Here is an 18,985-nt window from a genome sequence, read left to right as displayed (position 1 = left end):
GTTGTTTTTTATCTGTAAAATATTAGTTAATTGCTTGAATTGATTTAAAATTACCCTTATTAATTAACCAATCACACTTAAATAATCTTTGTTTCTGACCTTTGAAACTTTAGTTTTAAAATATAATACATTGGTAAAGAAATTTTCCTTACCGGTTTTTTCGAAATTTTTCAGGAGCTGATCGTGCTTTTCTTTCTCAGAAAAATCTGCTCCGGATTTGTTTTTTGATAAAAAGTCTTGTTTTTTTCCTTTTGGAATTTTGCCCAGAAGATCAATTGCATTTTGCTTCTGCTGAATGGCAAAGTTGGGTTTTGTATTTTCCTTAAAACAAAATCGCTGCGAGCTTTCGCATGTTTGATTTAAAATCCGGTTATAAAGCTCATACAATTGCTTACAGTCGTCACTTTCAGCGGTTCCATTCGTAATCTGCGCCGAAATATTACTGCAGATTATTACCAACAATACACTTAGGCAATATTTATGAAATTTTTCCATTGTCTGAGTTTAAAATGTTAATATAATCTTGTTTACCCGGTAAAACTGTAAAATATCTTTGTAATTCCCTTAGGCACCAGTTATTTTTAATACCTTCTATTTCGTAGAATTTTCTTTCGTTACTGTCTTTTTTTCCAAATTCCGCACGGTTTTCTCCATGTTGTTCGTTCTCTACAATCATCCTGCTGATCCCGTAATAAGTGAGAACCATTGTCTGATTCATGGCAACCGCGGCTCTTTTTCTTGCATTATCCAGTAATGCAGAAATATTCTGTAAGAGTTGTTGTGATTGTAGATTGTTCATTATTTGAAGAATTTAAACTTAAATTCTAACTGTTTCCCCTAAAAGCGTGCCCTGCGTATTGTCAAAAACAAAAACGTCCACAATGTCACCAATTTTTTGTCCTTCCAGCATATCAAAGACACAAACGGCATTTTGGGAATTTCTTCCTTTCCATTGGTTTTTATTCTTTTTGGAGATTCCTTCTATTAAAATTTTATGTGTCTTTCCAACGTAAGATTTCATACGTTTTCTGGACAATTCGCCCTGTAAAGCAATAACTTCTGCTAAACGCCTCTGCTTCACATCTGCAGGAATATTGTCTTCCATCTTTTTGTGAGCCGGCGTGCCTGGTCTTTCTGAATAGGCGAACATATAGCCGTAGTCATATTCCACTTCTTTCATCAGGCTTAAGGTATCCTGGTGATCTTCCTCGGACTCATCACAGAAACCAACAATCATATCCTGAGAAAATGCAACTTCAGGAACTATTTCTTTAGCTTTTTTAATTAATTCTAAATATTCTTCGCGGGTATGCTGTCTGTTCATTGCTTCCAGCATCCTGTTACTTCCGCTTTGTACCGGCAAATGAACATATTTACAGATATTATCATGCTTTGCCATCATTCTGAATACATCCAGGCTCATATCCTGAGGATTGGATGTAGAGAACCTGATTCTCATTTCGGGCACTGCTTTAGCTACTAAATCGAGTAATTGTGCAAAATTTACAGCTGTTGCTTTCTGCATTTCAGATGCTTTCGCAAAATCTTTTTTAGGACCTCCTCCATACCAAAGATAAGAGTCTACGTTTTGTCCTAAAAGTGTAATTTCTTTGTATCCGCTATTCCAAAGGTCTTTGCATTCTTCCAAAATAGAATGTGGGTCACGGCTTCTTTCTCTACCTCTTGTGAAAGGTACCACGCAGAATGTACACATATTATCACATCCTCTGGTAATGGTAACGAATGCTGTAACACCATTTCCACCTAAACGAACCGGATTAATATCAGCATAAGTCTCTTCTTTTGAAAGGATTACGTTAATAGCATCTCTTCCGTCCTCAGTTTCTTTTAAAAGATTGGGTAAGTCTCTGTAAGCATCCGGACCAACAACAAGGTCTACCAGCTGCTCTTCCTCTAAGAATTTGGTTTTCAGCCTTTCTGCCATACATCCTAATACCCCAACCGTCATATTCGGTTTTTCTTTTTTAAGATTTTTGAACTGAGAAAGACGCATTCTTACAGTCTGCTCAGCTTTTTCACGGATTGAGCAGGTATTTAGAAGGATAAGATCTGCTTCTTCAGCTTTAAGAGTGGTATTATACCCCTGCTCGTTAAGAATAGAGGCTACAATTTCAGAATCAGAAAAATTCATCTGGCAGCCATAGCTTTCTAAGAACAGCTTTTTAGAATTACCGTCTTTTTCTGCGATGGCAAATGCCTCTCCCTGTTTCGTTTCGTCTATATATTTTTCTTGCACTTTAGTATCTGTTTAAGGTTAAAGTTTAAAATTCAAGGTTCAAATTGTATCTTTTGAACTCAAACATTAAACTTGAACTTGTTGAATTTGCAAAGATACAAAATATTGTGACAGAATGTCAGTGATTTATCTATATCTGTTATTACGCATATTTTGATACATGGATTGTTTCATCTCGTCTTCTACCTCCATCTGAATATCAAAATTTTGAACTATTGGCTGCCTAAGTTTTGTTTTCACCGGAATGTTATTAAAAGTGGCAGGGTTCCATTGTCCTTTTATTCTGGAAAAGCTATTAATAATATTTTTCTTATCATTTTCAGAAAAATCGCCGCTGATTATGATATTTTCCATTTCCCCTTTTTCATTGACTGTAAATGTTAAATCACCTTTTCTATCTTCATTCCTTCTTATTGTTTGTTCAAAAATCTTTCTTGATTCTTCCATAAAAGCATTCATTCCTTTCTTATATGTTGGATTTTTCATTTCATTTTTCTTCGGATCGTCTTTTGAATGATATAAATAAAAAGGATTTATCTGTACAAGGGTGATTGCTGAAACATATTTACCATTTTCTTTTGCAGGAATCCATCTTTTTAAATGGGGGAAAATTTTACGGCTGAAATCAAAGGCGCATTTATTTTTATTAATGTTTAAACTATCCATATCCTTTACATAATTGATAGAAGAATCTTCATTAACAAGAATTTGAACAAAATATTGTTCCTCATTGTTTTCACAAGGTAGTAATTTTTGTTCCTTAACAATTCTTACCATTTCTTTTTCAAGTTCATTCTTGCCTCCAGCATAAAAATCCTGGCCATATGGATATCCATCTAATACTTCTTTCTGGGCGAAGAACAGATTTATCGAAATAATAGAAATGAGGGTTAAAATTTTTGTAATCATTTGTGTTATTTATAATAATTTAATTTCATTTTTAAACATCCGTTCCCATTGAAGATAAGTTCATTTTAATCTTCACTTTTGACGTTACGGGCTGCCCGTTACACATTGCCGGAGTCCAGTTCTTCTTGATTCTCCTTACCACATATTTCATATCATCAAAAAATACTTCACTGTTAGCTACCTTTGGGGAACCTTCAATATTGGTCACTTTTCCGGTTTGATCTATACTAAGAGTAAATGTAAAATCTCCATTAAGAACATAAAAATCCGTATTGAGATAAACATACATATACTTTCGCAGTGTATCCGTGTAGGCAGGAATACCTCCTTCAAAACCGGCGGCTTTAAAATCATTACAATTCTTTACAGCAACCTGAAGCAGTGGTTCTTTAATATCAATTTTGAGAATATTCTTATTATTTTCGGTAATAAAATTATCATCCCTTTCCTCTACATCATACTGCCCGAAAACCGGACTGAATAACAGAAGGCTAACTATCAGTATAAGATTTTTCATAGCTATACATTAAGGTTGCAAATGTAAATAATTATAGTCTTTAGAGACAAAAACTTCACACTTATAAGTATGAAGTCCTGTTGGTGATCTAAAATATTTTAAAGTAAATCTTTGATGTGCTTATAATTGCTTTTTACAGTTTCCAGCGCTTCTTCCATTTTACCGCCGAGCATTAGCTGCGTCATTGCTTTTGTCATCCCGAATACCTGTTCAAATTCTATCTTCGGAGGCAATGCCAGTGCATTCGGGTTGGTGAATATATTCAGCAGATAGGGTCCGTTATAATCCAGACATTCCTGAATAGCACCTTCCACTTCCTCCGGCTTATCCACATTTTTACCCGGATATCCCATTGCATGGGCAATCATTCCAAAATCAGGATTAATCATATCTGTTTCATTATCCGGCATTCCGCCAACTTCCATTTCCAGCTTTACCATCCCTAAAGACCTGTTATTGAATACAATGAGTTTTACAGGAAGCTTATACTGATGAATGGTGGCCATATCTCCTAAAAGCATTGAAAGACCTCCATCTCCACATAACGCAATGACCTGTCTGCCGGGATGGGCCAAAGAAGCTCCGATTGCCATCGGCATTGCATTCGCCATGGAACCATGATTGAAAGAGCCCAGCATTTTTCTTTCTCCGGTACCTGTAATAAATCTTGCTCCCCAAACGCAGCACATTCCCGTATCTACGGTGAAAATAGCATCTTTTTTAGCCAGCCTGTCCAAAGTATGGGTTACAAATTCCGGTTGAATTGCATTTTCATGCCCTCGATCTTTAACGTAAGTGAGTTGGTTTTCTTTTACTTTTTTATAAAATTCCAGTTGCTGATTAAGGAAATTAATATCCGTTTTTTCTTTAAGTAAAGGTAGTAATGCCTTTATGGTTTCCTTTACATCACCCGCCAATCCCAATTCCAGCTTCGCTCTTCTTCCCAGTCTTTCCGGGCTTTCATCAATCTGAACGATTTTGTTTTTAACAGGCATAAATTTCTGATATGGGAAATCTGTTCCCAAAAGAATCAGCAGATCTGCTTCGTGCATGGCATGATACGCTGAAGGCAGCCCCAAAAGCCCCGTTAACCCTACTTCATTCGGATTATTGGGCTGGATGGCCATTTTTCCACGGAAAGAATAGCCTACCGGAGCTTTAAGATATCGTGATAGTTCTGCCACTTCAGCATTTGCTTTCTCAGCACCTATTCCGCAGTAGAGGGTTACTTTTTTGCTTGAATTGATTAATTCGGCTAATTGATTTAATTCTTCATCAGACGGACGAATAACCGGATTTGTTTTAAATATTTTATTGGAGGTTGCAGCTTCTTCCGCATCCAATTCAGATACATCACCCGGCAAACCGATCACTGCTACGCCTTTTTTGGAAATCGCATGCTGAATAGCCGTCTGAACCGTCCTCTGCACCTGCTCCGGCCTTGTAATCATTTGATTATAATGGCTGCAGTCATCAAATAATTTTATTGTATTGGTCTCCTGAAAGTAATCCATTCCCATCTCATCGCTCGGGATGGTGGACGCAATCACAAGCATAGGAACATGGGAACGGTGCGCTTCATAAACTCCGTTAATCAAATGAACATGCCCCGGACCGCAGCTTCCTGCGCATACTGCAAAGCCGTCAAGTTCTGCTTCTGCAGCGGCCGCATAAGCTCCCACCTCTTCATGCCTTAAATGAATCCATTCAATACTGCTGTTTTTTACGGCAATATTTAAATGATTGAGGCTGTCTCCGGTAACGGCATAAATTCTTTTCACATTTGCGTTTTCGAGCATTTCTACTATTTGCTCTGCTACGTTTTTGGCCATATTTATATTTTTTGGTGTTATGAAGTTATTGATAATATTTCATATTAAAAACATATTTATCGCTGTAAAGATTATGCCACAGCAATGTATTTTACGAATAATTTTAACAATAAAAAACTCCGCAATTTCTTGCGGAGCCATATCATTAAATTACTTCAATCTGATTTCTCAAAAGATCTTCAAACTCATCTCTTTTTCTTATCAGGTGAGCTTTTCCGTCTAAAAATAAAACCTCGGCAGGCTTTAATCTTGAATTAAAATTTGAACTCATTTCAAAACCGTAAGCCCCGGCATTGTGGAAAGCAAGGATATCCCCTTCTCTTACTTCATTCAGTTTTCTGTCCCAGGCAAAAGTATCTGTTTCACAAATATTTCCGACAACAGTATAAATTCTCTCTGCTCCTTTCGGATTTGATAGATTTTCGATAACGTGATAAGAGTCATAGAACATAGGACGGATCAGATGATTGAATCCTGAATTTACTCCTACAAACACGGTAGCGGTAGTTTGTTTAATAACATTAGCCTTAACGAGTAAATATCCGCTTTTTCCAACCAGGAATTTTCCCGGTTCAAACCAAAGCTCAAACTTTTTACCTGTTGATTTTGAAAATTCTGAAATTACTTTTTCTACTTTTTTACCAAGCGTTTTTACGTCTGTCTCCTCTTCACTGTCCTGATACGGAATTTTGAAGCCGCTTCCCATGTCCAGGTATTTCAGGTTCGGGAAATGTTCTGATAATTCCAGCATGATTTCCAGCGCCTGCAGGAATACTTCAGGATCTTTGATCTCACTTCCGGTATGCATGTGAAGTCCTTCCACATTAAGGTTGGTACTTTTCATCACTCTTTCGATATGGCGAACCTGGTGAATGGAGATCCCAAATTTACTATCAATATGCCCTGTAGAAATCTTATAATTTCCTCCGGCAAAAATATGCGGGTTGATTCTTACTAAAATAGGATAGGTATCCCCGTATTTATTCCCGAACTGCTCCAGAATAGAAATATTATCAATATTAATATGAACACCATACTGCATTGCCTCTTCAATCTCAGCAAGGTCTACACAGTTTGGGGTAAATAATATTTTTTCTTTCGGAAAACCGGCTTTAAGACCAAGCTTTACTTCATTAATGGATACGCAATCCAAAGAAGCGCCAAGGTTCTTGACATATTTCAGGATGTTAATATTCGTCAAGGCCTTCGCTGCGTAGAAGAACTTAGTATGTTTTAAAAAAGAAGATGTAAGTTTCTCGTATTGAGTCTTAATAGATTCTGCGTCATAAACATACACCGGCGTGCCAAACTCATTGGCAATCTTTAGCAATTCTTTTGAATTCATAATTTCATTTTAGCATAAAAAAGGCAGATCCTTCGGAAAAAGAGTCTGCCACAATAATTATTTTTATGCAATACAACTCTTTTATACATTCCAAACCTTAGAGAACTTTACAGTTCCCTTTTTACCAGTTTTATTTTGTTTAAAATTTAGCATTGCTTCCTTTATTTTTTTGCAAAAATACTAATTCTTTTTTTATTTATAGAAAATTGATCTGAAGTTTGAAAATTCCTTTTTATTTTGGTAGGGGGAGCGTCTCAAAATCGCCACGGATCAGGGCCAGCTGCAATTCATTATTAAGATCGCCGGACTGGAAAAGCAGGTCGATTTTCAGTTTTGAAAGTTTGCTTAAAGTCTGAATCTGCGTAAAAAGCTCGTAAAAACCATAAGAAACCACTTTTCCGTTTTCGATGATCAGGAATAATTTTTCTCCCAGCTTCCTTCCCTGCCCAAGCCAAAGCTCACTCTTTTTTTTGAAATCTATTTTCTTTTTAAAAGCCTCTATATCACTATATTCTTCTATTTTACCAATAAACTGGGTCGCTTTTGAACCCTGGGTAAAAGACCTGAATTTCAGGATCGGTTTTTCCAGCTTGTTGAGCTTATTTTTTTCAACGATGTACTTGTCATTCCTGTAATAAAGCCCGAATGGAAGTACTTCCCTTTTTTTAATTCCTTTTGAATTTAAAATTAATTTCGCAATAATATCCGTTCCTGTAAGCTCAAAATTGATCTGTTCAACATCCCTCTGAATGCCTTCCCATTTTTTTGATTTGGAATTAAAAATTTTCTTGGAAAATTTATTAATATCCTGAACATGATCCGAAAAAATGATCTTTCCTTCTTCATTCTGAAAGTAAACAAAACCTTTTTCGTTCGGAAGATCCTGCGTTAATTCTTTGATTTTATTGATATATGTTTTCGCATTCGTTTCTTCATGCTGTTTTTGAATGATTTCATTTTCTGTATCTTTTGATACCAAAAGCCTGAATAATTCCAGCGTTGCGCGCGCATCTCCTTCCGCCCTGTGATGGTTCGTCAAAGGAATTCCCAAAGACTTCACCAGCTTCCCGAGAGAATAGCTTACCTCATCAGGAATAAGCTTTTTAGCCAGAGGGATCGTATCTAATGTATTGATTTTAAAATCATAACCAAGTCTCTGAAAAGACTGTCGCAGCATCCTGTAATCGAAATCTATATTATGTCCTACTAATGTTGTATTAGCCGTAATTTCAATAATTCTTCTTGCAATTTCATGAAACTTCGGGGCGGTTTTGACCATTTTCGGGGTAATATTGGTCAGTTTTTGTACAAAAGGCGTGATATCGTTTTCGGGGTTTACAAGAGAAATAAACTGGTCAACAATTTTCTGACCATCATATCTGTAAATGGCGATATCTATAATGCATTCTTTCCTGTAACCTGCACCATTACTTTCTATATCGATTATTGAATACATTTAAATTTTATACAAATTCTTTTTAGATTAAATAATATCCTTTAAGACAAAATTTTTAATAAAGCTAAAATACACAACATTTCCTTTGTTGACAGGGCAATCCTGCTAAAATAATAAAAAATTATAATTTTACCGCCTTCTTCCTCCTAAACCAAGCATTCCAAGGATCGCTTTTGCTCCTTCACGCATCAATGTACTGGTGAAAGTTCTTCCCGCCCTGCTTTGCAAAACCTGCTCAAACATTCCCGGCTCTTCTTTCACCGGTCTGGTTTTTTGTTCAGGAGATGCATTCTGTGCTGCGCCTTCCATCCTTTTTACAAGCATTTCGTAGGCAGATTCGTTGTCTACAAGTTTATCATATTTTGCAACGAGCGCAGATCTGTTGGTAAGCTCCGTGATTTCTGCATCATTAAGAACATCCATTCTGGATTCAGGAGAAATTAAATAGGTGTGAACCAGCGGAGTCGGGATTCCTTTTTCATCCAAAGCCGTAATAAATGCTTCCCCGATTCCTAAATTCTGAATGAGGGTGGAAGCATCGTAAAACTCTGTGGTAGGATAATTTTCTACTGCTTTCGAAATTTCCTTTTTATCTTTTGCCGTAAAGCCTCTTAGGGCATGCTGTATTTTTAAGCCTAATTGTGAAAGCACGGATTCCGGAACATCTCCGGGAATCTGTGTAATAAAATAAATCCCCACTCCTTTTGAGCGGATGAGCTTTACCATAGTTTCGATCTGAGAAACCAAAGCTTTTGAAGATTCATCGAAAATAAGATGGGCTTCATCAATAAACAGCACCAGCTTAGGTTTTCCGCTGTCGCCTTCTTCCGGGAAAGTCATATAGATTTCCGCAAAAAGAGAAAGCATAAATGTTGAAAATAATTGTGGCTTACTTTGAATATCAGCAACGCGCAGGATATTTACCACTCCTTTTCCGTCCCTGGTTTCAAGCAAATCATGCACATCGAAGCTCAGTTCGCCGAAAAAGCTTCCCGCACCCTGCTGCTCCAACGCAACAATGGACCTCAGAATAGCACCCAATGAAGCAGAAGCAATGGAACCATAATTGGAAGCCAGCTCTGCTTTACCCTGAGCATTTTCTGTGACGTATTGTAAAACTTTTTTCAGGTCATTAAGATCAATTAAAGGCAATCCTTTATCATCACAGTATTTAAAAACAATTGACATGATACTTTGCTGAGTTTCATTCAACTGTAAAATTTTACTTAATAAAACCGGCCCGAATTCCGTGACGGTAGCCCTCAGCTTCACTCCTCTTTCTCCGGAAATCGTCATCAGCTCTACTGGAAAAGCCTGTGGATTGTAAGGAAGCTGGGTTTTTGCATATCTTTCTTCAATCATCGGATTTTTTTGCCCTGCTTCTGCAATCCCGGAAAAATCTCCTTTAATATCCAAAACCAATGAAGGAACTCCCGCATGGGAAAGCTGCTCTGCAAAAACCTGCAGCGTTTTGGTTTTCCCGGTTCCTGTTGCTCCTGCAATAAGACCGTGGCGGTTGATGGTTTTAAGAGGGATAGTGACATTAACTTCAGGAACAACTTCCCCGTCCAGCATTGCTTTCCCCAGTATAATATGCTCTCCTTTAGGGGTGTATCTTGCGTTCAGTTCTTCAATAAATTTTGCTTTATCTGCCATTTGATATTTTTAAACATATAAATATAAAATTTTTTGGAAAATATCTGTTCATTAAAAAATATTATTAATGAGGCGCTGTTATTAATTTTTATAGATATTTTTGTTTTAACAATCAAATTAAACCATGATAAAGAAAAATTTATTTTTTGCTCTGAGTTTTATTTTCTCGGTGTTTTTCTCACAGGATAGGAAACAGCCGGTGGATTTGAAAATAACATCGGATTTTACCCATCCTGCCACGAAAATCATCTTTCCAATGCTTTGGTCAGGTTTTCAGAGACAGGCCATTTATTCTTATGACATGAAGAATAGGCATATCTCTGTGAGCTATGTGCAGCAGCTTTCAAAGAAAAGTAAAAGTCTGGTTACCATCTACCTTTATCCTAAAAATTCCATTGATAATCAATTGCTAAGGGATGAATTTTACACTTATAATTATGCTCTGAATCAGAACTCAAAGGATTATGTTAAACTTAAACCATCTTTCGGAAGCTTATCCAATGAAAATGTGAGAGTTAATTACATCTATTCCATCTTCCAAAATTCTTTGGGAGAGCGGGATTTTTTCAAGGGAGTAAAATATGTGGATAAAAATTCTCTTCTTTCCATTTATGAATGTGGCGGCTGGACTTTTAAGATCAGGGCAAGCAGCGATGAAATGAGTAATGACCAGCTGAAAGAGCTTAAAGATAAGGTTGAAAATTATTTTGGGGTTCTCAATGTTGCTTCCATCAAAACTTTACCGATAGAAAATGTTCCGGATATCGTTCTCTCGTCCTCAGTAAAAAGAGATTCCATGATGATGCACGCCACTACCGAAGCTGCAAAAGCAAAAATAGTATGGCTGGGGAAAAATCTTGAAAAGAAGGAAATCCTCACGGGCTTCAGTGACATGAAAATAGATTCTGAAGTCTATGCCGCAGAGAAAATGCTTGAATATTTTAAGGCTCACGAAAAAGAATGGCCACTGAATGACGACACAAAAAAATATTTCGCTGACATGACTGTCATCGCTGAAAACGGAAAATTAAAGGATTATATCTATGACAAGTATAAAGGCTTAATTGATTATCCTGAAGGCGAAACACAGCAGGAAAGCTATGCCCGGTTTAAAGCAGATCATAATATTTCCAAATCTTCCAACGAGATTCTCTACAAAATTTTCTACGTTTTAGAGTGATTTGCGCTTTATAGATTTCCTCTATCAACAGAGATTCTTTATTTTTAGCCATATTTAAAAAAATAAACACGATTTTTGTAATCGAATAACAACAATAAAACTGTTACATCAATAATGAAAGTTGAACAAATATATACAGGATGTCTGGCTCAGGGTGCGTACTATATTGTATCCGAAAATGAGGCGGCAATCATTGATCCGCTAAGGGAAGTAAAGCCTTACCTGGATCGTCTGGAAAAAGACAATGTAACTTTAAAATATATTTTTGAAACCCATTTCCATGCAGATTTTGTCTCGGGACATTTGGATTTAAGCAAAAAAACAGACGCTCCTATTGTTTACGGACCTACCGCACAGCCTGAGTTCGATGCTATTATTGCAGAAGACAATCAGATTTTTGAAATCGGAAAGGTAAAAATTAAAGCGCTGCATACTCCCGGCCACACCATGGAAAGTACCACTTACCTCCTTATTGATGAAAACGGCGTTGAAACGGCAATTTTTACGGGAGACACTTTATTTTTAGGAGATGTCGGAAGACCGGACCTTGCTCAGAAAGCCACCAGCCTGACCCAGGAAGACTTGGCAGGAATTTTATATGAGAGCCTTCAGACAAAGATTATGCCTCTGGATAACAGCATTACGGTATATCCGGCTCACGGTGCAGGCTCTGCTTGCGGGAAAAATATGCAGAAAGAAACGGTTGATATCTTAGGAAATCAGAAAAGAACCAATTATGCATTAAATCAGCCTGATAAAGAATCTTTCATCAAAGAAGTTCTGGACGGACTTACCGCTCCGCCAAAATATTTCGGGATGAATGTTGCCATGAACAAAACAGGTTATGAAAGCCTTGATGTGGTAATGGATAAAGGGTTAACTCCAATTTCGGCAGAAGATTTCGAAGCGTATGCCGAAGATACCGGAGCTTTGATTCTTGATACAAGAAGCGCAGCAGAATTCCACAAAGGATTTGTTCCGAATTCTGTGAACATTGGTTTAAAAGGAGATTTTGCTCCTTGGGTGGGAACTTTAATTGTTGATGTAAAACATCCTTTACTACTGGTTGTAGACGAAGGTACGGAAGAAGAAGCTATCACGAGACTGAGCCGCGTAGGTTTTGATCATGTGGTTGGATATCTGAAAGGAGGTTTTGAAGCCTGGAAAAATGCAGGAAAAGAAACAGATGAAGTTAAAAGAATCTCTCCGGAAGAATTTGCAGCTCAATTTAATGAAAATTCAAAAGTAATTGACGTTCGTAAAATCTCGGAATATTCTGCAGAACATATTGATAATGCTTACAATAAACCTTTAGACCTTATCAGCGACTGGGTAAGCACAATTGATGATTCGGAACATTTCTTCCTTCATTGCGCAGGAGGTTACAGAAGCATGATTGCGGCAAGCATCCTTAACTCTCACGGAATCAGAAACTTTACTGAAATAGAAGGCGGCTTCAACGGTATTAAAAAAACAGAGAAATTCCCTACTTCGGATTTTGTGTGCCAATCAAAAACAATGTAACAGATAAATAATGAAAGGAAAGATTTTTGGAATTATTCTTGCTTCAACTTTTATGCTAACTGCCTGTAAAACAGCAACAGTAGCAGAAGCACCCAAAGCCAATATCAGAGAAGTGGTTAACAGCCCTGATGTAACCTTGGTAGATGTAAGAATTCCTGAACAATATGCAGAAGGAACCGCAAAAAATGCCATCAATATTCCGCTTGCAGAAATTGAGAACAAGGCAGAAAGCCTGAAAGGTAAAAAGGTGGTTGTATTTTGCAACTTAGGAGTTCAGGCCGATAAGGCAACAGAAATTTTAAAGAAAAATGGCGTGGAAGTTTATGACGGCACAAGCTGGAAAAATGTAAAAGCCATTCAGGATGAGAAATCTTCAATCAAATAATTTTAAATACACCACTTTAGTTTATTAAATAAAATATTTTGAAGACACAAAGTTTCGGTAACCATCGATTTTATACTTTTAAGTGATTTTAATTTCAATTAAGCTTTTAAACTAAAGTGTTTTTAATAAAATACAAAACTATGTCACAAAAATTCCAGGAAATAATAGACTCTGAAAGACCGGTTCTAATCGATTTTTTTGCCACTTGGTGCCAGCCGTGTAAAGTACAGTCTTCAGTTCTGAATACCGTAAAAGAAAACGTAGGCGAAGGAGCAAGAATTATAAAGGTAGATGTAGACCAATATCCGGCTCTTGCCAGCCAGTACGGCGTTCGTGGGGTTCCTACTTTAGCCATCTTCAAAAAAGGAGAAATGCTTTGGAAAGAAAGCGGCGTTCATGATGTCAATACACTTACCCAGCTTTTGAAGCAGTATGCTTAAATATTGAGATTAAGGTTAAGATTAAGACTCAGATAAGCGTGATTCTTTCAGCCTTAACCTTAATCTCGACCTTATTATAATTGAATTGAAAAAGAATCCCTGTCATTCAAAAACTGAAAATGTTTTCTAAAATCCTTCAGCTCATCCCTATTTAATTCTGCTGTAACCAAACTTCCTTTTTTCTCAGAAATTTCCTTTCCATCTGCAAAAAAGCAATGTGAACTTTCCTGATAAAACAGGTTATTTCCATCCGTTCCGATCCTGTTTAAACCAAAAACAAAAGATAAATTTTCAATGGCCCTCGCCTTCAACAGATGCTCCCAGGCTCCGACTCTCTTTTCCGGCCAGTTGGCCACGTATAAAATGGCGTCATAATCGTCATTATTCCGTGCAAAAACAGGAAAACGAAGATCATAGCAAACCTGTAATAAAATTCTGAAACCTTTATATTCCACAATGATTCTTTCCCGACCGGGTGTGTACACTTTATCCTCTCCTGAAAAGGAAAACAGGTGTCTTTTATCATAAAAATCAACCTGAGAATCCGGCTTTACAAAATACATTCTGTTGTAAAACTTCCCCTCTTCTTCCACAGGAGCACTGCCACAAAAAGCTGCGTTTTTTTCTTTTGAAATTTTCTTTAAAAACTCCAGTGATTCCTGATTTTTATCCGAAACTTCCGCCGCATCCATACAAAAACCTGTTGAAAACATTTCCGGAAGAAGAAATAAATCAGATTCCTGATTTTGTAATTCTTTTTCTATTAATTGAAAATTTTCTGCTTTATTTTTCCAGACAATATCTAAATTGAGTCCTGTGATCTTCATAATGTCAAATTTATTCCGGTTTAGCTAAAGCCAACATTTACTTTAGTATTAACAATAAATAATTTAGCCTTTTTGCTTATTTTACGGTTTCCAACCCATAAAAACTTCACTAAAAATACAATTTTCCGCTGATTTCGGTTCTATATTTGATGCGAATATTTTTTAGCAATAACTTTAAAAAAGTAAAATTTATGAAGAAATTGATTCCAATGTTCATGATAATTTTTAGCGGAACAGCTGTGAATGCTCAGGCATGGACAGGCAAAGGAGATCAGAAGATTAATGCAGGGCTCAGCGCATGGGGCTACGGAACGGGGATTACAGGAACTTATGATTACGGATTAAACAATCTTATCTCCGTAGGAGCCGGGCTTAACGTTTATTTTAATGATTACAAGGATAATGATAAAGACAACAGGGTTTTTGCATTCGGAAGGCTGAATTTTCATTTGAAAGAAACCCTGCAGCTGCCGGAAAAACTGGACATCTACCCGGGAATTGACGTGGGTGTTGTCGGTCGTGAATTCGGCCTTGGGGCGCATATCGGAGCAAGGTACTTTTTTACTGACAGAATTGGGGTTTTTGCAGAAGTCGGCAACAATGGCAGTCTTGGAGTTTCTATTAATTTGTGATAAATCATCTTATTATATGACAAAGCTTCTCGTTTCGGGGAGCTTTTTTATTTGGCATCATTTTGATAATTGTTACCTTTGCAAATTAAACATAAAAAGTATTAATGGAATTAGCAATCAAGATTTTCCAGTTCATTTTAAGTATTTCTATTTTAGTAGTCCTTCATGAGCTTGGGCACTTTCTCCCGGCAAAGTGGTTTAAAACAAGAGCGGAAAAATTTTTCCTTTTTTTCGATCCTTGGTTTTCAATATTTTCAATGAAGAAAATCAACGGGAAATGGCAATATAAATTGTTCTCAAAAAACCTTCCGGACACAGAAATCATTAAAGTAAACGGAGAGGAGAAAGAGGTTCCTATCGACATATCAAAACTTCCGGAAAACGACTGGAGAAAACATCCTGAGCAAACCAAATACGGTATCGGCTGGCTTCCTTTTGGAGGTTACGTAAAAATCGCCGGAATGGTTGACGAAAGCATGGATACCGAGCAGCTGAAAAAGCCGGCTCAGCCATGGGAATTCAGATCAAAACCAGCTTGGCAGAGGCTTATTATTATGCTGGGCGGGGTAACGGTAAACTTTTTCCTGGCGTGGATTATTTTTTCCGCTTTAGTAGGAAAAAATGGTGAACACATCTTTGAAGCAGATAAAATCACTACTCCTCTTCACTATACGGAAGCAGCAAAAAAAATGGGTTTCCAGGATGGAGATAAAATCTTAAAAGTTGATGGTAAGACACAAAAAGACTTCAAAAAACTTGCTTTGGATGTTTTATTAAGTGATGAAATTACAGTTTTGAGAAACGGACAGGAGGTTACTTTCCCAACCAATGATGATGGAAAGGCAATGGCATTTCAGGATCCTGAGCCAAGGTCTTTCCTTACTCCAAGAATGACTCCCGTGGTAGATACTATCGTAACGAAATCTACTATGGATGCAGGCTTGAAAGTGGGTGATAAAATCGTAGCAGTTAATGGAAAACCTTTAGAATATTATGACCAGCTAAAGCCTTTGGTGGTTCCAAATGCAGGAAAAATTACTGACTTTCAGGTGATGAGAAACAACCAGCTGACGGATTTAAAAATTCCTGTTTCCAAAGATGGAACTATAGGAATTCTATCTTTCAAGGAAGTTGAAAAATATTATGTTCATAATAATTATAATTTCTTTGGATCTATTACGAGAGGTTTTACGCTTACCATAGAGAGTTTAACCTACCAGATCAAGCAGTTTAAATTAATTTTCAACAAAAAAGTACAGGGTTACAAAAAAGTTGGAGGACCAATCGCTATCGTCAAAAATATGCCTGTAAACAAGGATGCACAGGGGCATGTTTCTATTGACTGGGCTGCATTCTGGGGCTTCACAGCAATGTTCTCTGTTTGGCTTGCATTTTTGAACCTTATTCCAATTCCTGGACTTGACGGTGGGCACGTTTTATTTACACTTTATGAGATGATTGTAGGTAAGCCGGTTCCACAAAAAGTGCTGGAAAATGCACAGATGGTGGGGGTTATCTTCCTTCTGGGCTTAATGTTACTGATCTTCGGAAGTGACATCTTTAAATGGATTACAGGAAGCTTATAATATTTTTTAAAAATTTATTAAAAATATTTGTAGGGTATAAATATTCGTCCTATATTTGCACCACTAAAAACAAAGGACATTCCTCCTTAGCTCAGTTGGTTAGAGCATCTGACTGTTAATCAGAGGGTCGCTGGTTCGAGCCCAGCAGGAGGAGCCAGAAAAGACTTACAGAAATGTAGGTCTTTTTTTATTGTTGTAATTCTAAATTTCAATCCTAATATACAGGCTCTTCACTTCGAAAAGATATCACCTTATATCATTTAAAATCTAAGAATTCTGGTTAGGCAGAAAAAAAACTTACTCTTTAAATTATTAGTTTAAAAATTATTTAATCCATAAGTTAAAAAGTATAAGTTCCAAAATACTGAAAAATAGACACATAAAAAACATGGGTTATTTTCTGGCCTTTAAATAAAGGAAAATTCGCTTCTGACACTTGCTTCGTATATATTTTCATATTATATTTGCATCACTAAAAACAAAGGGAAATTCCTCCTTAGCTCAGTTGGTTAGAGCATCTGACTGTTAATCAGAGGGTCGCTGGTTCGAGCCCAGCAGGAGGAGCAAAAAGACTTACAGAAATGTAGGTCTTTTTTTATTTTCATATTCAAGTCCTTTTATTGTTAATAAAATTTAATTTTATTCTATTCAAATTAATTATCAATATTCATTAATAATGCTTCACCTTTTTTTGAATTAATAGCCGGTTTACGTTAAAAAAAAGAATATCTTTTGTAAATTGTAGGGATATTAATCATCAAACCAAAGCATTATGAGAAAATTACTTTTATTTATGTTTACTCCTGCTGCTATGATAGCCCAAGTAGGAATTAATACACCTGCCCCCACTTCCACATTGGATATTTTTGCAAATAATCCTACCGGAACAGCTTCTACAGTAGATGGAATTGTAATTCCAAGAATAGACAGACAGCGAGCCCAGTCTATGACCTCCATTCCCGTCTCTACATTAGTCTACATCAATAATATTTCTACCGGAACTGCAGCAGGAATAACGCAGGACGTAACATCCGTAGGATTTTACCACTTTGATGGCACCAAGTGGGTCGCTCTTGTAACTACTCCATCCAATAATGACTGGCGTACTACAGGAAATACAGGAACTACACCTGCCACAAACTTCATCGGTACAAGCGATAATCAGCCATTGGTCTTTAAAGTGAATAACATCAATTCCGGTTTTATAAATTCAACTTCAGCTGTAGCATTCGGGCTAAATTCATTACCTTATAATGCAGCCCCCAACCTTGGAAACTCAGCATTCGGTGCAAGCGCTTTAGGAACTACAACAACTGGGGTTTTTAATTCTGCCCTTGGATTAAGTGCTCTTGGTACTAATACTTCAGGTACCCTGAACACTGCCTTAGGATATCAGGCTCAGCTTAATAACACTACCGGGCAGCGAAATACATCAGCAGGTGTTTCAGCTCTTCGGGATAATATTTCCGGACAGGGAAATACTGCAATAGGATACCAGTCTTTATTAAATACAACCGGAGGATTTAATTCAGCTATGGGGCTGGACGCTTTACGCACCCTCACGACTGGAACTGAAAATATAGGGATTGGTTATCAGGCAGGCTTTGATGCTAATTCCGGAGGAACCAATACTCAAATCAGCACCGGAAGCAAAAACATTATGCTGGGTGCAAATACAGGCCTCGTAAATCCTGCCGGAAACGACCAGATGAATATAGGAAACATCATTTTCGGGACCAATATAAACGGAACATTAGCAAATCCCAAAGGGAATGTAGGAATCGGAATTTCTAATCCTACGGCAAAAGTAGAGATCGCCTCGGGCACAGCTAATGTCTCAGGGTTAAAATTTACCAATATTAATAATACCACTCCTTCTACAGTAAGTGCAGCTGCATTAGGAGTAGATTCCGCAGGAAACGTAGTTATACAAAACGTAGCACCATTAACAACAAGTTTTAAGTCTTTTTCAATTGATGCAAATGTTCCTACAAACTCTGTAGTCACCATTGGCTCTTTGGAATTCAGATATCCGACTACAACCTGTACAAATACTGACACTTTTTTTCAGGTAAGATCTACCACCGGAGCTAGTAATATAGGTATTATGCATGGAGCTTACAGAACAGCACAGAATGCTTCCACCTTTGTAAACACAACACCTGTAACTGTGTCAACAGCCTTTTCAAATCTTACACCGGCTGCTGTTAACTGTGTTCAGGACGGAAGCGCGCAATTCAACTTTTTCTCTTATACAGACCGAACTTTTTACAGGGTAAGCTTTCATATTGCAGATGGTGATTCAATGGGCTTTGGAGCTTTGGGATATATTTTTGCGGAGCTGCAGAAATAGATTATTTTCAGATTTATCATTTTAACAAATATTTATCTATAACACCATCAAAATGACGGTGTTATTTTTGTTACCTTTGCAGTTTT

The 18,985-nt window shown here is 37.1% G+C and carries 17 protein-coding genes and 2 tRNA genes; 9 read left to right on the top strand and 10 right to left on the bottom strand.

Going from position 1 to position 18,985, the window contains the following annotated elements:
• Nucleotides 1-63: 63 nt before the first annotated feature.
• The 9 genes from H560_RS0103660 to H560_RS0103620 all read right to left on the bottom strand — a co-directional run bounded on the left by H560_RS0103660 (nucleotide 64) and on the right by H560_RS0103620 (nucleotide 9,972).
• Nucleotides 64-495, bottom strand: a complete 432-nt coding sequence (locus tag H560_RS0103660; protein ID WP_027378777.1) for a hypothetical protein — start codon at nucleotides 493-495, stop codon at nucleotides 64-66.
• Nucleotides 479-799: a DUF1016 N-terminal domain-containing protein gene (locus H560_RS0103655; protein WP_027378776.1), complete on the bottom strand. Its 321-nt coding sequence runs from the start codon at nucleotides 797-799 to the stop codon at nucleotides 479-481. Before H560_RS0103655 ends, H560_RS0103660 begins: the two co-directional genes overlap by 17 nt.
• An 18-nt stretch (nucleotides 800-817) precedes the next feature.
• Nucleotides 818-2,257: a tRNA (N6-isopentenyl adenosine(37)-C2)-methylthiotransferase MiaB gene (gene miaB, locus H560_RS0103650; protein WP_027378775.1), complete on the bottom strand. Its 1,440-nt coding sequence runs from the start codon at nucleotides 2,255-2,257 to the stop codon at nucleotides 818-820.
• A gap of 126 nt (nucleotides 2,258-2,383) precedes the next feature.
• The gene (locus H560_RS0103645) at nucleotides 2,384-3,166 is read right to left on the bottom strand and encodes a hypothetical protein (protein WP_027378774.1); all 783 of its coding nucleotides are present in this window, start codon (nucleotides 3,164-3,166) and stop codon (nucleotides 2,384-2,386) included.
• 31 nt (nucleotides 3,167-3,197) lie between these two features.
• On the bottom strand, nucleotides 3,198-3,683 hold the full coding sequence (locus tag H560_RS0103640) for a hypothetical protein (protein ID WP_034752163.1): 486 nt from the start codon (nucleotides 3,681-3,683) through the stop codon (nucleotides 3,198-3,200).
• A gap of 98 nt (nucleotides 3,684-3,781) precedes the next feature.
• Entirely contained in the window at nucleotides 3,782-5,515 is a 1,734-nt protein-coding gene (locus H560_RS0103635; protein ID WP_027378772.1) for a thiamine pyrophosphate-dependent enzyme, read from the bottom strand.
• A gap of 145 nt (nucleotides 5,516-5,660) precedes the next feature.
• Nucleotides 5,661-6,860 (bottom strand): diaminopimelate decarboxylase, encoded by a 1,200-nt coding sequence (gene lysA, locus H560_RS0103630; protein ID WP_185095849.1) that lies wholly within the window; start codon nucleotides 6,858-6,860, stop codon nucleotides 5,661-5,663.
• Nucleotides 6,861-7,092: 232 nt separating this feature from the next.
• Nucleotides 7,093-8,316, bottom strand: a complete 1,224-nt coding sequence (locus H560_RS0103625; protein ID WP_027378770.1) for a 3'-5' exonuclease — start codon at nucleotides 8,314-8,316, stop codon at nucleotides 7,093-7,095.
• A 129-nt stretch (nucleotides 8,317-8,445) separates the two neighbouring features.
• Entirely contained in the window at nucleotides 8,446-9,972 is a 1,527-nt protein-coding gene (locus tag H560_RS0103620; protein ID WP_027378769.1) for a helicase HerA-like domain-containing protein, read from the bottom strand.
• 124 nt (nucleotides 9,973-10,096) lie between these two features.
• Between H560_RS0103620 and H560_RS0103615 the strand changes: the two genes are divergently transcribed.
• The 4 genes from H560_RS0103615 to H560_RS0103600 all read left to right on the top strand — a co-directional run bounded on the left by H560_RS0103615 (nucleotide 10,097) and on the right by H560_RS0103600 (nucleotide 13,501).
• Nucleotides 10,097-11,152, top strand: coding sequence for a hypothetical protein (locus tag H560_RS0103615; protein ID WP_027378768.1), 1,056 nt, complete (start codon nucleotides 10,097-10,099; stop codon nucleotides 11,150-11,152).
• Between the two features lie 114 nt (nucleotides 11,153-11,266).
• Nucleotides 11,267-12,676: an MBL fold metallo-hydrolase gene (locus tag H560_RS0103610; RefSeq protein ID WP_027378767.1), complete on the top strand. Its 1,410-nt coding sequence runs from the start codon at nucleotides 11,267-11,269 to the stop codon at nucleotides 12,674-12,676.
• A gap of 10 nt (nucleotides 12,677-12,686) precedes the next feature.
• Nucleotides 12,687-13,061 (top strand): rhodanese-like domain-containing protein, encoded by a 375-nt coding sequence (locus H560_RS0103605; RefSeq protein ID WP_051289133.1) that lies wholly within the window; start codon nucleotides 12,687-12,689, stop codon nucleotides 13,059-13,061.
• A gap of 140 nt (nucleotides 13,062-13,201) precedes the next feature.
• Nucleotides 13,202-13,501 (top strand): thioredoxin family protein, encoded by a 300-nt coding sequence (locus H560_RS0103600; protein ID WP_027378765.1) that lies wholly within the window; start codon nucleotides 13,202-13,204, stop codon nucleotides 13,499-13,501.
• Nucleotides 13,502-13,575: 74 nt separating this feature from the next.
• Here H560_RS0103600 and H560_RS0103595 read toward each other — a convergent pair whose 3' ends face one another.
• A complete protein-coding gene (locus tag H560_RS0103595; protein WP_027378764.1) occupies nucleotides 13,576-14,328 on the bottom strand; it encodes a nitrilase family protein in 753 nt (250 codons plus the stop codon).
• Between the two features lie 191 nt (nucleotides 14,329-14,519).
• Here H560_RS0103595 and H560_RS0103590 point away from each other — a divergent pair, with 191 nt between their 5' ends.
• From H560_RS0103590 to H560_RS0103570, 5 genes are all read left to right on the top strand, one after another.
• Nucleotides 14,520-14,960 (top strand): DUF6646 family protein, encoded by a 441-nt coding sequence (locus H560_RS0103590; protein ID WP_027378763.1) that lies wholly within the window; start codon nucleotides 14,520-14,522, stop codon nucleotides 14,958-14,960.
• Nucleotides 14,961-15,064: 104 nt separating this feature from the next.
• On the top strand, nucleotides 15,065-16,546 hold the full coding sequence (gene rseP / locus H560_RS0103585; protein WP_027378762.1) for an RIP metalloprotease RseP: 1,482 nt from the start codon (nucleotides 15,065-15,067) through the stop codon (nucleotides 16,544-16,546).
• Between the two features lie 80 nt (nucleotides 16,547-16,626).
• A tRNA-Asn gene (locus H560_RS0103580) sits at nucleotides 16,627-16,703 on the top strand.
• Nucleotides 16,704-17,036: 333 nt separating this feature from the next.
• Nucleotides 17,037-17,110, top strand: a tRNA-Asn gene (locus tag H560_RS0103575).
• A 208-nt stretch (nucleotides 17,111-17,318) separates the two neighbouring features.
• Nucleotides 17,319-18,899, top strand: a complete 1,581-nt coding sequence (locus H560_RS0103570; RefSeq protein ID WP_027378761.1) for a hypothetical protein — start codon at nucleotides 17,319-17,321, stop codon at nucleotides 18,897-18,899.
• The last annotated feature ends 86 nt before the right edge of the window (nucleotides 18,900-18,985 follow it).

Source organism: Chryseobacterium daeguense DSM 19388 (genome assembly GCF_000430825.1).
Classification (GTDB): domain Bacteria; phylum Bacteroidota; class Bacteroidia; order Flavobacteriales; family Weeksellaceae; genus Chryseobacterium; species Chryseobacterium daeguense.
Note: the sequence above shows the minus strand (reverse complement) of the source record. Positions and strands in the feature narration are given on the sequence as shown.